Raw genomic sequence first — 12345 nt, 5'->3', positions numbered from 1 at the left:
CTATGACTAACCAGGGCAAATGAAAGGGAATAATACGCTTGATTCTGATTTAATTGAGATCGAGAAGCAGTCTCTAAGTTTCTTTGTGCTCATAATTTCTTTAGTTGGGATCGGAGCATTTATTGGGGCGACTACGAACCTAATTAATGGAATAGTCAGCGAAGAGTATTTCCGGCAGATAATGGGCTGGGATTTTGACGGGGTCTGGAAAGCAGCAATTTTGCAGGGCATTTTTGAGGGGCTTATTTATGGATTCATTTTTGGTGGAATTTTTAGTATTGGCTTTGCTAGAATTACTCGAATGAACGTAAGCTGGAGTTTCGCCAAAGAACAATTGCAAAAAATTACGCTGTTTATCTATGCATGTTGGGCAATCGGAGGTGGACTATCCATTCTACTTTCCATTATTATGTCAGGAGAGTATGATAAAATAGTTTATGGAGCGCCTAGTGCAATTATCCCTAGAATTAGCTATGCCTGGGTGGCGGGTTCAATTTGGGGAGGGACAATTGGTGGACTAATATCTATTGTTTTTGGATTAGTTAGAACCAATAGATCATGGAAGGATAATTTGGCAATGAGAAATGATGGAGTCAAGCAGCGCTCCTCCTAACCGTCGAGCGTAGCGAGCTGCTAAGAGGTGTCGCGGTGTAGTAGATAAACACCAAATGATTGCGGTAGCGCCGGATTTATCCGGCGAAATTCCGATCTTCAAAAAATACAATAGAGGTGTTGATGACCGGGGCAAAGTATCGGGTGTCGCCTTTCCCCCGAAAGGCGACCACACCGACTCTTAGGAGCAAAAAGAATTGATGGTGGTTGAGTGACCTTGCGGGAAAGGCCACGCCAGGAAATTGAAGAGAGGATTGGTGAGCCTAAAGTGTTCGGACGTCGCTTCCCTTGGCTACGCCTTCGGTCTGCAGACTTCCGACCACCTCGGGGTTACCCTGGTCGGAATAGTGGATTCAGTGCCATATTTGACCCCACTCGGCCGACAAGTCAGCTAAACCACCTTTACTAATCCTGATGTTAACATATGAGGTGTCGCGGTGTAGTGGATAAATACCAAATGATTGCGGTAGCGCCGGATTTATCCGGCGAAAGGGTTTTTTCAACAGCTGAAGCCGTCGCTACGGAAGAACCTTTACCTGATGTGGAGGCGTAAGGGATATTTTCTTCAAAACGTCCAGTCCGATGGGCACTGCTTTTAGCCGGTTCCACCGCACCTGCGGTCCCTCGCCCAGAACAACTTTCTGGCGCTACTTGCGACGATTTTCCCGGTGATTTATCTTACGGAAAAAATCACGCATGCGCATTCTGATCATTGCTCTGGCCCTTTGTTTTTTCGCCGGCTGTTCCACCGCCGCCAAGGTTCCCGCGGCCGCTGAGGCGCCCGCCAAGTCCTTTGCCGGCACCTGGACGGTATCGGTGGCCGGCACGCCCCTCGGTGACGTGAAGGGCGACCTCAAGATCGTTTCCACGGCGGAGGGCCTGTCCGGCACCTGGACGACCGACGGGCAGACCCTTCCCCTCAGCACCGTCCGGAAAACGGAGGACGGTTTGCTGGCCGTTTTTTATTTCTCTTCCTATGACGTCGACGTTGACATTGACCTCACCGGAGCGGAAACGGCCGATAACCTCGTGGGAGTAACCATGGGGGAATACCGCACCACCGCGGTGCGAAAGCAGTAGAATAGCGACCATTTTTCAGCCGGTGGAAAAACCGCCCAAAGGGTGGGGAAAGGAAAGGATAGAAGTACCTTTGCCAGCCCAAAACCACCGGCATGGAACAAGATAATCGCAAGGAAACCCAGGCGATCCGGGAGCAGACTCCCCGGACGCAGTATCGGGAGCACAGCACGCCGCTGTTTCTCACCAGTAGTTTTACCTTCGAGAGTGCGGAGTCCATGGCGGCTACCTTCGCCGGGGAGGAATCCGGGATCATCTATTCCCGCTACAATAACCCCACGGTTGACGAGCTGATCGCCAAGGCCTGTGCGCTGGAGGGGATGGAAGCCGGCTTTGCCACCGCCTCCGGTATGGCCGCCGTCTTCGCCAGCCTCGCGGCGCTGGTGCAGCAGGGAGATCACATCATCGCCACCCGGGCGGTTTTCGGCAGTACGCACCAGCTGCTCACCGAGATTCTTCCCCGTTGGGGGGTGAGCTGTACCTACGTAGAGCCGGATAAGCAGGACGACTGGGCGGCCGCCGTGCGCCCGGAAACCAGGTTGTTCGTCACCGAGACCCCGAGTAACCCCGGGCTGCAACTCGTGGACCTGGCCGGGGCCGGAGCCTTTTGCCGGGAACACGGACTGCTGTTCGTCGTGGACAATTGCTTCGCGACCCCCTACCTGCAACGTCCCGCAGATTACGGGGCGGATCTGGTGACCCACTCCGCCACCAAATGGATGGACGGGCAGGGTAGGGTACTCGGTGGACTTCTCCTCGGCACGAAGGCCGTGATGGAAAAGGTTATCTTTTTTTGCCGACATACCGGTCCGGCCATGTCTCCCTTCAACGCCTGGGTGCTCACCAAGAGCCTGGAAACCCTGCGGATTCGCATGGACGCCCACTGCGCCTCGGCCCTGCACCTGGCCGAATGGCTCGGGACTCAACCCAGCGTGACGAAAGTGCACTATCCTTTTCTGGAGAGCCACCCGCAGTATGCGCTTGCCCGGAAGCAGATGAAGGCGGGTGGGGGCATCGTAACCTTTGAATTAGCCGACGGAGCGCAGGCTGCCAGGCAATTACTGAATAGCCTGGAAATGTGTTCCCGGTCCAGTAACCTGGGGGATACCCGCACCATCCTCACCCATCCGGCCACGACCACGCACAGCAAGCTCAGTCCCGCCGAACGGGCCAACGTGGGTATTTCCGACGGCCTAGTTCGGATGAGCGTGGGGCTGGAGGCCGTGGAAGACATTAAAAAGGACTTGCTGCGGGGGCTTTAGTTGACGGCCTTCGCCCGGATGAAATTGACCATGGCCATCCGGTGGTGACTCCGCTGATTCTGTGACATGTCCCGCCATAACCCACCGTGGTTCAGGTCAAGGACGTGGTGAACCGTCACGTCCCGGTAGCTGGACTCCCGGATCGCCTCCTCGTAGATTTTGGTGTAGTTGTAGAGCCCGATCTCGGACATCAGCAGCATCGGAGCCGCCAAATGCTCGATGTATTCCGTGGGGGACGCGTCCTTCCACTGGGCTTCGGTGGGGCCAAACACGGCTTCTACGTGAAGCTCAGCCAGGCGGCGGTTGTCGGGATTTTCGTTTTCGGCGAATACTTTATGGTAGGCCGGAATGTCGTAGGCCCCGGCAATGGGCAGCAGTCCGCGGATGTCACTGAGGGCATAGCCATGCGCCTCCAGGAAGCGGGCGTCTGACCCCAGGATCGCCGCCAGATGGGCGCCGCAGGAATAGCCGCCGATATAGATGTTGTTGGCGTCGTATCCGTACGCTTCGGCGTGCTCCTTCAGCCAGTGGAAGGCCGCCGCTGCGTCTTGTGCATGAGCGGGATGTTGGACCCCCTCGGTGCGCTCGGGTTCTACCCAGGTGCCGGTACTCAGTCGGTGCCCCACACTGGCTACGGCGATACCCTCCCGGGCGATCTTTCGGGCCAGGGGCATTTCCACGTTGCGGTTCACGAAGGCCCAGGCTCCTCCCCCCAACCACAAAAGCAAGGGGGGCTTTTTGTCGGTCTCGGGGACCAACAGGTTAAGCATCTGAAGACTGTCTCCTCCCTCCAGGTAGGCCAGGTCGCGGAATTCCCGGTAGCCGACCGTGTCGGTGGACTGGGCGGACATGGCGCTGGCCCCAAGGGCCAGCAGAAGAATCATCAATCGGGCTAAGGAATGGAGGCTTGGATGCTGCATGATGTCAATATTTTTAGAGTTGTTCGGCTAAAATGGTGAGGGGTAGGGGGCCGTAGGCTAAAACCCGTTCGTGGAAATTTTTCCAGTTGAAATCCGGCTGTGCTTTGGCTTCACGGAGGAATTGTAACAGTCGGTCGGCGCCATACTTATAGGTGATCACCTGAGCCGGCCAGCGGCGCATCCGGTCGATTTCTCGCTGACCGATGTCGTCCAGACCGCTGAGGTGTTCCCGCCAGTAGGCGAGGGCTTTTTCGTCGGACCAGTCGTAGTAATTCAGGCCCACGTCCATCACCACCCTCAGCGAGCGGATGAGGTCCCATTCCCATTTACCGTACTGATCGTAGGGGGTGGGGTAGGCCCCGTACTCCCCGCCGATCTCCTCCACGTAGGCTCCCCAGCCCTCGGTGTAGGCGGAATAGTTAAAGAGGCTGGAGACCTGCGTGGGCCGCGAAAACTGTCGGGCATAATTTCTCTCGTAGTGGTGGCCGGGCAGTCCTTCGTGGACGTAAAGCCACCCGATCTGACGCTTGTTGAAGGGGCGGTCAAAGTAGTTGTAAAAAAAGGTGTTGTCCCGATAAAAGCCCGGTACCCGGGCCAGCCGCGGATCGGTGCCGGCGGCAATCGTGAGCGGCGGGATTTCCGCCAGGCGGGGGAAATATTCGTCCAGGGTTTTGGCCAACCGCTCGTGCAGTTTGACGCAGGCCCGGTGAACACTCTTCTGGTCTTGATAAAAGAAAACGGGGGCGTCCAGGTACTCGCGAAAGGCGATACTGTCCAGTCCCGAAGCCTCCTGAATGCGGGCCTGACCAGCGTGGGCCCGTGCCACCTGCTCGTGGCCGAACGCCATTAATTGCTCCGGTTCGACGCTTTGGTCGATCCATCGCTTCAGGTAATAGCGGTACCAGGCCGTTCCGAGATAGTTTTTGGAAAGCCCTACATCCGGCTCGATGCTGGCGTCGGCGGCCCGCCAGGAGGTGGCTAACTGGAGGTATTGATCCAGCAGGTTTAGTTCGTATTCGATCAGTTGGTAATCAATTCGCTGTTCCGGCGTCAGGGAACTGGTGGGGTATTCGGCCAGCCGTTTTCGGAAGGAGGCGGAAAAGGAGGCTCCCCGTTCAAGTTGGTCTGGGCCGGGAAGGCGGGCAAAGTTATCCGCGTAGGCGATTGAATAGCCGGGGAAGTCCAGACTCTCATATTCCCGGGTGAAGTCGTTGACGAAGTCGGCAAAGGATTCCGGTGGCAATAGCGGATAAACGCTCAGCAACGGAAGGGCGAGTAACCAGCAAAACAGTACCGTAATCAGGCCGGGGTTCCTGCGTTTCATGGAGCAAAAATACCGGAAGGGTCCAGGAGGGGCTTGTCAGATATTGCTAATTACGCCCGCGCCGGGCGGAGGGTGGATGCCCGTAGTGTCGGGAAAACTTCTTGGAGAAACTGGCAAGGTCACCGTAACCGAGGTGATGGGCGATTTCGGTCAGGGAGGTGTCCTCCCGTCGGAGGAGGGCCACGCCTTCCTCCATCCGCAACCGGTGAATCATGGTCAGGGGCGTCTCGTCGAAGGCCTGCCGGAAAGAACGACTGAGGTGAAAGGCCGAGATGCCCGCCACGCGGGAGAGCGTTTGTAGGGAGAAAGGCTCCCGGTAATGTTGCCGGAGGTAGAACCTGGCCAGGAGCAGTTTGTCAATGAGCTGGGCCCGGGTGCTTCCCTTTTTGGAGGACTTTTGGAGGCGTTGATCCATTTGGTCGAGGTGCCCGGCAAAAGTCAGGAGTTGCTGCTCGCAGACCGTCAGAACGTCCCGAGGGTTCAGGGAGTCATCGGCGAGGGTCGGACGTAATTGGGCGTCCTCCATCCGGAACACCCGTTGATGTAACAGCGGAGACGGCAGTTTTGGCAGGGCGGTATCCTTCAGGTCGATGCACATCCCCGAGGTAATCACCCCCCGTGGTTGACGGCTGTTGGCACGGTAGGTTAGGTCGGCGGGAAGGAGCAGAAATTCCCCGGCGTTTACCGTAAGCACTTCGTTGCCGACCTGGTAGATTTCCTGACCGGTGTACACGAACTTCATTGCCCACCCTTCGGTATGACCCCGAAAGGTGCTGTCCGTGCGGGCCCGTGAACGCTTCACGGTGCCCCGAAGGCCCCGATACTGTACGGCAACTTGAAACACTCCATAAAGGTATCCTTTCGAGTACACTCTGCGGCTTACCTTGGTCCGGCCGTCCCTACTTTTCGACCAACCGAAACCTGCATCCGACATGCCTTACGCCACTTCATACTGGGAACAAACCAGTTTTCTTCGTCCCGCTGACGTAATCATCGTTGGTGCCGGATTAACCGGCCTTCAGGCAGCACTTGAACTGAAACGGCGGGAGCCGGATTGTGATGTCCTGGTGGTCGAACGATCCTCGCTACCCCTGGGAGCCAGCACCAGGAACGCCGGCTTTTCCTGTTTCGGGAGCCCAACGGAGTTACTGGCAGACTGGGACGCCCACGGACGGGAAAGCATGCTGGAAACGGTGGCCGCCCGGTTTGCGGGGATACGCGCTCTGGAGGATAATTTTAGCGGCCAGCGGATCGACTGGGAGAATCACGGGGGCTTTGAAGTCCTGGAGCCCGGTGGGGCGGCCGAAGAAGTCCGGGCACGCATCCATGATCTGAACGCTGCCCTTGCCCCCATTACGGGAGTGGAGGCAACCTGGCTACCGATCCCCAACGACAACACGGGCTTCGCCCGGGAAACCAGCCTCTACGTCAATCATTTTGAAGCCCAGTTACACCCGGGGAAACTGGTGGAGCGCTTACTGGATAGTGTGCAGCGGGCTGGGGTCCGCTGTTTGTTCGGCTGCGAGGTAACCGAAGTTCACGCAGATGACGGAGCTGCCTACGTACAGACCGCTGCGATGGGAGCATTTCGGACGGAGCGCGTCCTCGTGACCGTCAATGCCTTTACCGCCCGACTGCTCCCCGAAGTTTTTGGTGAGCACATCCGGCCGGTCCGCAACCAGGTGATGATTTCCCAGCCGCTGCCGGTACAACCCCTGCGGGGGTGCTACCATTTCCACGAGGGCTACGTCTATTTCCGTAACGTCGGTATGGACCGCATCCTGATCGGTGGGGGCAGACACCTGGCCGGAGCGACTTCCGAGACGGACCAGTTTGGACCCAACGAAGCGGTGGTGGATTATCTGCTGACCAAGCTCAATGCGTGGCTCCCCGATCTGCACTTGACGTCAGCAGACTTCCCGGTGCGCTGGAGCGGTATTCTGGCCCAGGGGTCGGCCAAGACGCCGATCGTGCAATTTACCCACGAGCGCATCCTCGTGGCCGGCCGACTGGCCGGTATGGGGGTGGCCCTGAGTGCCGCCCTGGCCCAGCGAGCCGTGGATACGCTGCAAAAAAAAAGCTACCCCAGGGATATGGGGTAGCATAGAGTTATTACTAAGTGTTTGTAGGTCAGAACAGTGAATCAATCTTTCAAGCTAAATTCTTCCTGCATCAGGGAGATTCCCTGACCTAATGCTCTTAATTATTCCGAGCTTCCTTTTCCGTATGGAGGAAGCCTACCGAAAGGCTGTCTTCACCAAGGAAGTGTTCACAGTGGTGGGCGCGGTCTTCAATTTTGAAGAGAAACTCCTCCAGCATGGATTTGGTGCCGAAATCACCGTGTTCCAGAGCCACCTTAATTGACTTACGGAACTCAACGGCCATGGCCTTTTCATTTTCCATGTCGGCTTTGATGCCGTCACGAATGCGGAAGACGCCTTCGGGCTCCTGCTCGATGTAGGCCAGCTTCACGTAGTTTTCCATCCGCGTGGTGGGGTCGAAGCCAAGCAGCGTAATACGCTCGGCTACGGCGTCGGCCTGGGCGTGGATTTCGGTGTAATTATTTTCCAGGAACAGGTGCAGGTCCCGGAACTGGGGGCCTTCCACCAGCCAGTGGTGCTTGTGGTATTGGAAGTACTGGATCCAGAGGGAAGCCAGGTGACGGTCGAGATGCTTGCGCATGACCTCACAGGCCTTGTCGTCGAGTCCTACTGGGTTTCCTTCGTATTCTTTGTGATCGCGGATCTTCTTCATTGGGTTGGTTAATTTTTTGAATTTATCCTTGTAACCGCATTTCATACCTCCCGTGTTCGGTTTTCGTCCAGATTGGGGTGAATTTTTCTAAACATCGTTACCTTGTCGTCGTTTAGCGTCATAATCACAGTTGAGACCTCCGAAAATCCCCCTGAATATGAGCCGTTTACGTTTGGCCGTGTTGGATTTGTACAACGGCATCCCGAATCAGGGGATGCGCTGTATTCGCCAAATCATCGAAGAATTTGCCGATCAAATCGACTACGACATTTACGATGTGCGGGCGGAAGGACAGGTTCCGGACCTCAGCTATGACATCTACATCAGCTCCGGTGGCCCCGGCGATCCGATGGAAAAAGACGGAGACTGGTACCAGGACTGGGGAAAGTGGCTAGACGGCGTCTACACCCACAACCAGACTTCGGAGACCAAGAAATACGTCTTCTTTATTTGCCACAGCTTTCAGATGGCTACCGCGCATTTCAAACTGGCGGAGGTTGGTCCACGCCGGAGCATCAGTTTCGGCACTTTTCCCGTTCACCCCACGGAGGCCGGCAAGGTTGACCCCATCTTCCAGAACCTGGACGCCCCCTTCTTTGCGGCGGACTTCCGCCGCTTTCAGGTAACCCAGCCCGATGACGACCAGCTGGCCGAAATCGGAGCCGAAATCCTGGCGCTGGAAAAAATTCGCCCCCACGTAGACCTGGAACGGGCGGTGATGGCCATTCGGTGGTCTCCGGAAATTGTCGGGGTACAGTTCCACCCCGAGGCCGACCCCGACGGTATGTTGACGCACTTCAGCCGTCCGGACATCAAGCAGGAGGTCATCGCCGAGCACGGCCGCGAGAAGTGGCTGAGCATGATGGCTGACCTGACCGACGACAACAAAATTCCCCGGACGCACGATGCGGTCCTTCCCGGCTTCCTGAAGCGGGCCGTGGCGGCCCTGCGGCCGGAAGCAGAGGCTTTGTCGTTAGAGGACGAGTAATCCCTATCCCTTGGCAGCTTCCTACCAGAGACAATTGGTGTACACGGCGGTGATGGGGCTTTTCGCGGCCCTGTTTCTGGGCTATCTGGCCTACACGGCCTACTTGCTCATGATGGGCAATCCGAACACAAAACTGGCCTCGCTGGCACCGGGATTTCCGGGGATTTTCCTCTTCTTCCTCGCCCGCAAACAATGGCGAAGTGCTCAGGCCGCCCGGCGCTGGCAAAAGCGTCAGGAGGATCGGAGATAGCTGGCACCCTGGTTCCGGTTTGGCACCTGCACCCCGTTGCATTTTCTTAAAAATCAACGGTCCCGACGAGCTAAACGGAACTCGGGGCCGTTGCCCAGGGGATAGGTTAGTCGTAGGCTGTTCCGTGAAGATTTATTAGCGATTCCTGTGGAATCGCGGCAGTTCAGTGGGGCAAACGGTAGCGGCAGGAAATTTCCTGCCGCTACTAGATAATTCAAGGGTTTGATTGCCAAATGATTAATTCACGGAACTCCCAGGGGCCAGGCGCACAAGCGCTCGCCGCCCAAGGTAGACTGATCGTAATTACCCGATTGGCTTCCCGAAGCAGGGTCAAAAAGTCAGGCGGAGCCCGTTCGTCCAGGTGTAAATGGTGGCCGGTACTTCGGGAAGGTCCCGGCTGAGCCGACTGTCCTGCGTCATGGTGTATTTGGTGTTGAAGCTCAGCTTTTTGGAAAAGCGAACCACGAGGGAACTCACCGAAGAAATGCGGGGGAGATTGAACTCCGGTAATCGGGGTTGGTAGTAGGTGGTGTTGGCGATTACGATGGTTTCACCGATGGGAAACCGGAAGGTCAGGTAGGTGCTGAGGCGATGGTCCCGGTAGAACAGTATTTGGTCCGCCAGCTCATCGTACTCGAACATGTACAGGATGCCGAAGTAGGCCCGGCTCTTGTCTCGTTCGTACAACCGACGGCGGACGCCGAACCCCGTGAGGGCCCTTAGCGCCAGGCGAATTTGTTCGTTATACTGAAGCTGCCCGAAGGCTTCGAGCCGCCAGCTTTCCGACAGGTCATAGCCATACCGCAGGTGCCCAAAGCCCGCGTTCAGGGCATTACGGCCACTGACCTGGACCAAACGGTAATCGCTCAGGAGCAGGATGTGGCCCCGTTCACCGTGTCGGTCCAGCCGTAGGGCTCCGTTCAGGGTGAAAACCAGGTTGGTGTTTTTGTTCAGGCTCCCGCCAAGGTCCAGCTGTCCGTACCATCCGGTCGTATCGTAGCCCCGCCGCTTGTCTTCAATGTTGACAATTTGGGCGCAAGCGCAGGTGCAAAAAATAAGGGTGAAAAGCAGGGTAAGGCACACCGGAAGTCGGCTGGGCGGGGAGAAGACGTACATGGGATGACTATGGGCTAAAGGCCCGAAGATAAGTCACCGGCCGAAAAGTGGCGGGCACTACTCCCGCACGGGAGCCACCGTATTCCGGCTTTCCACCCAGCGGGCGGCACCGAAGAGCACACCACTGAAGAGGAGGTTGGCCAGCAGGCTGTTGAGTAGGAAGGGAAGACCGGCGGCAAAGGCCGCCAGCAGGCCGGCGGGCGTCTTGGGGTACATCAGGTCTCCGGCCCAGACCCCGAAGTTGGTGACCAGAAAGAAAATGAGCGTGGCGCCAATCGCCGTCCCTCCGATGCGGAGCCAACTGAAGCGATGGTTACGCAGCAGGCCCATGCCCAGTAAAATCATGGCCGCGATCCCTCCGTATACCCAGAGGCTCAGGCCCCAGTAAAAACCTTCATAATACTGGGCGTAGAGCAGGTTGTTCAGTACGAGGTCGCTCAGGTAAAAGGCCACGAAGGGAACGAGGAAAACCATCCATTTCCGGGGCAGACTAGCCGCTCCAAACAGGGCCATGGCCCCCACGGGTACGAAGTTGGGCGGGTGGGGGAGCAAGCGGCTCATGGCGGCCACGACGATGAGGGCCAGGAGAAGGGGAAGATGTTGTTTGGTGGTGGATGGAAACATACGGGCAAAAGTAATTCGCCACAAATATAGTTGATCTGCCGCGTCCTGATTTTCCTTTCGCGTCAAATGCTTGTCCTTTTCGGGACTTCCACGACCGAAGATGGTCAGCTGCGCAGCGCCCGCTAATCCTCACGGCCCAAAAATCCTGCCAACCGATTAGCTTTGTGTCACCAAATGAAGATATACCGAAGCATGAAAAAGATCACCTGGCTGCTTTTTGCCGGCCTCATACTATTCATTTTTGCCTGTGGCGATTCCTCCGGAAGTGCCTCCAGCGATGCTCAGGCGGACAATCGTCCGCCTGCCCTGCGGTTGTTGACCTGGCGGCACCTGGCGCAGGATGCGGACATCGTCCGGAAATTTGAGCAGCGCTACCGGACCAAAGTGGCCGTTACCGTAAAGCCCATGGCCGAAATCGTGGCGGCGGTCGCCAGTGGTCAACCCCTGAACGCCGACGTGGTGATCGTTCCCTCCATCGAAGATGCCGCCCGCCTGAAGGGGTTTGGTGCCCTGCAACCCTTCTTCGTGGATAAATTCACGAACGGAGACGTGGCCGACCGGTACCTGGACAACGAAGGCTACTACGCGGGCCTGACCCGCTGGACCATGTCTGCCGTGTATAACCCCAACGCCGTCACTTTCGAGGAGGCGGGGTCCTACCGGGGGATCGCCTCCCTTCCCCTGCGGGGCATCCGGCTCGGGATGGCCCACCCGGACAGTTCCGGATTCGCGGGAATCGTTTCCTCGCTCTATTCCGCGGTGAATCCGGATGCGGCGTCCCTGTGGGCCAAGGTAATGTATGAGCGTTCCGCCGGTTTTCCCGGAGGATCGGATTATGATCAGATGGAGCGGCTTCTGGCCGGTGAGTTGGACATTGCCTTCGTCAGCTCCGGCAACGCCGTGCGTTGGTTCCTCAACGGGAACCCGGTGCACTACGAAGCCGCGGGTGCCTGGCGGGTACGGTTTCCCCAAACGGAATCCGGGGGCGTCAACTTCTTCAACATGACCTGCGTGACGATGACCGCCAATGCTCCCAACCGGAACATGGCCATGACCTTCATCAACTTCCTGTACGAACCGGCCAACCAGCAGGTCATGTCCAATGCCTGGTTCGAATTCCCCTGCGAGACCTTCTCGGAGGCCAACGAGTACCTCTACGGTATTCCCGACCGGATTGGGCTGGCCTTCTCCGCCGAGCGGACCGAGGAGCATATTCCTACCGCCTGGCAGATCATTAATCAGATTGCCGGCAGCCAGGCGGAGGGAGCTCAGTAGCCCACCAGCAGCAAATTTCTGCTCACTAGGCCCGGCTTCTTGAACGATCCGTATGGAAAGTTTGTCCTAAGTTTAGGCCTGGCTTCCCGGGAAGACCCCTCTATCTCCCGGAGGACAAGAGCAATAGCCGACCTGGTTTTTCC

General features: G+C 57.2%; 13 protein-coding genes. 7 read left to right on the top strand and 6 right to left on the bottom strand.

Annotated elements, in window-relative coordinates; all coding sequences use genetic code 11:
- Positions 1 to 19: 19 nt before the first annotated feature.
- The 3 genes from E1J53_RS10930 to E1J53_RS10920 all read left to right on the top strand — a co-directional run bounded on the left by E1J53_RS10930 (position 20) and on the right by E1J53_RS10920 (position 2951).
- Positions 20 to 613, top strand: a complete 594-nt coding sequence (locus E1J53_RS10930; protein WP_134270554.1) for a hypothetical protein — start codon at positions 20 to 22, stop codon at positions 611 to 613.
- A gap of 695 nt (positions 614 to 1308) precedes the next feature.
- Complete coding sequence (locus tag E1J53_RS10925) at positions 1309 to 1692, top strand: hypothetical protein (RefSeq protein WP_134270553.1); 384 nt, start codon at positions 1309 to 1311, stop codon at positions 1690 to 1692.
- Between the two features lie 92 nt (positions 1693 to 1784).
- Complete coding sequence (locus E1J53_RS10920) at positions 1785 to 2951, top strand: O-succinylhomoserine sulfhydrylase (RefSeq protein ID WP_134270552.1); 1167 nt, start codon at positions 1785 to 1787, stop codon at positions 2949 to 2951.
- Here E1J53_RS10920 and E1J53_RS10915 read toward each other — a convergent pair.
- From E1J53_RS10915 to E1J53_RS24665, 3 genes are read right to left on the bottom strand one after another with little or no spacing between them, the layout of a single operon-like run.
- Positions 2948 to 3871 carry an alpha/beta hydrolase gene (locus E1J53_RS10915; RefSeq protein ID WP_134270551.1) on the bottom strand — a complete coding sequence of 308 codons (924 nt, stop codon included), beginning with the start codon at positions 3869 to 3871 and terminating at the stop codon, positions 2948 to 2950. The two genes, E1J53_RS10920 and E1J53_RS10915, sit on opposite strands and share 4 nt — an antisense overlap.
- A gap of 13 nt (positions 3872 to 3884) precedes the next feature.
- Entirely contained in the window at positions 3885 to 5195 is a 1311-nt protein-coding gene (locus tag E1J53_RS10910) for a DUF885 domain-containing protein (protein ID WP_134270550.1), read from the bottom strand.
- Positions 5196 to 5241: 46 nt separating this feature from the next.
- Complete coding sequence (locus E1J53_RS24665) at positions 5242 to 6039, bottom strand: AraC family transcriptional regulator (protein ID WP_173021445.1); 798 nt, start codon at positions 6037 to 6039, stop codon at positions 5242 to 5244.
- Between the two features lie 88 nt (positions 6040 to 6127).
- Here E1J53_RS24665 and E1J53_RS10900 point away from each other — a divergent pair, with 88 nt between their 5' ends.
- Complete coding sequence (locus E1J53_RS10900) at positions 6128 to 7297, top strand: FAD-binding oxidoreductase (protein WP_134270548.1); 1170 nt, start codon at positions 6128 to 6130, stop codon at positions 7295 to 7297.
- Positions 7298 to 7394: 97 nt separating this feature from the next.
- On the opposite strand, the gene E1J53_RS10895 is transcribed toward E1J53_RS10900, so the two are convergent.
- A complete protein-coding gene (locus tag E1J53_RS10895) occupies positions 7395 to 7949 on the bottom strand; it encodes a Dps family protein (RefSeq protein WP_134270547.1) in 555 nt (184 codons plus the stop codon).
- A 157-nt stretch (positions 7950 to 8106) separates the two neighbouring features.
- Here E1J53_RS10895 and E1J53_RS10890 point away from each other — a divergent pair, with 157 nt between their 5' ends.
- On the top strand, positions 8107 to 8937 hold the full coding sequence (locus tag E1J53_RS10890; protein ID WP_253931453.1) for a type 1 glutamine amidotransferase: 831 nt from the start codon (positions 8107 to 8109) through the stop codon (positions 8935 to 8937).
- 10 nt (positions 8938 to 8947) lie between these two features.
- Entirely contained in the window at positions 8948 to 9187 is a 240-nt protein-coding gene (locus E1J53_RS10885; protein WP_134270546.1) for a hypothetical protein, read from the top strand.
- A 330-nt stretch (positions 9188 to 9517) separates the two neighbouring features.
- Here the strand turns inward: E1J53_RS10885 and E1J53_RS10880 are convergent, their stop codons facing one another.
- A complete protein-coding gene (locus tag E1J53_RS10880) occupies positions 9518 to 10303 on the bottom strand; it encodes a DUF481 domain-containing protein (RefSeq protein ID WP_134270545.1) in 786 nt (261 codons plus the stop codon).
- Positions 10304 to 10360: 57 nt separating this feature from the next.
- Positions 10361 to 10927 (bottom strand): DUF6580 family putative transport protein, encoded by a 567-nt coding sequence (locus tag E1J53_RS10875; protein ID WP_134270544.1) that lies wholly within the window; start codon positions 10925 to 10927, stop codon positions 10361 to 10363.
- A 192-nt stretch (positions 10928 to 11119) separates the two neighbouring features.
- Here E1J53_RS10875 and E1J53_RS10870 point away from each other — a divergent pair, with 192 nt between their 5' ends.
- Entirely contained in the window at positions 11120 to 12202 is a 1083-nt protein-coding gene (locus tag E1J53_RS10870; RefSeq protein WP_173021444.1) for an ABC transporter substrate-binding protein, read from the top strand.
- Positions 12203 to 12345: the final 143 nt, after the last annotated feature.

It is taken from the genome of Lewinella sp. W8 (genome assembly GCF_004375085.3).
Classification (GTDB): Bacteria; Bacteroidota; Bacteroidia; order Chitinophagales; family Saprospiraceae; genus Neolewinella.
The sequence above is the reverse complement of the archived record's forward strand: the minus strand, read 5'-3'. Positions and strand labels throughout refer to the sequence as shown.

What these genes read in the sequence shown, in the direction of transcription:
- E1J53_RS10910 (WP_134270550.1), bottom strand. Translation starts at nt 5,195, where the DNA reads ATGAAACGCAGGAACCCCGGCCTGATTACGGTACTGTTTTGCTGGTTA.
- E1J53_RS10920 (WP_134270552.1), top strand. Translation starts at nt 1,785, where the DNA reads ATGGAACAAGATAATCGCAAGGAAACCCAGGCGATCCGGGAGCAGACT.
- E1J53_RS10925 (WP_134270553.1), top strand. Translation starts at nt 1,309, where the DNA reads ATGCGCATTCTGATCATTGCTCTGGCCCTTTGTTTTTTCGCCGGCTGT.
- E1J53_RS10895 (WP_134270547.1), bottom strand. Translation starts at nt 7,949, where the DNA reads ATGAAGAAGATCCGCGATCACAAAGAATACGAAGGAAACCCAGTAGGA.
- E1J53_RS10915 (WP_134270551.1), bottom strand. Translation starts at nt 3,871, where the DNA reads ATGCAGCATCCAAGCCTCCATTCCTTAGCCCGATTGATGATTCTTCTG.
- E1J53_RS10900 (WP_134270548.1), top strand. Translation starts at nt 6,128, where the DNA reads ATGCCTTACGCCACTTCATACTGGGAACAAACCAGTTTTCTTCGTCCC.
- E1J53_RS10880 (WP_134270545.1), bottom strand. Translation starts at nt 10,303, where the DNA reads ATGTACGTCTTCTCCCCGCCCAGCCGACTTCCGGTGTGCCTTACCCTG.
- E1J53_RS10930 (WP_134270554.1), top strand. Translation starts at nt 20, where the DNA reads ATGAAAGGGAATAATACGCTTGATTCTGATTTAATTGAGATCGAGAAG.
- E1J53_RS10870 (WP_173021444.1), top strand. Translation starts at nt 11,120, where the DNA reads ATGAAAAAGATCACCTGGCTGCTTTTTGCCGGCCTCATACTATTCATT.
- E1J53_RS10890 (WP_253931453.1), top strand. Translation starts at nt 8,107, where the DNA reads ATGAGCCGTTTACGTTTGGCCGTGTTGGATTTGTACAACGGCATCCCG.
- E1J53_RS10875 (WP_134270544.1), bottom strand. Translation starts at nt 10,927, where the DNA reads ATGTTTCCATCCACCACCAAACAACATCTTCCCCTTCTCCTGGCCCTC.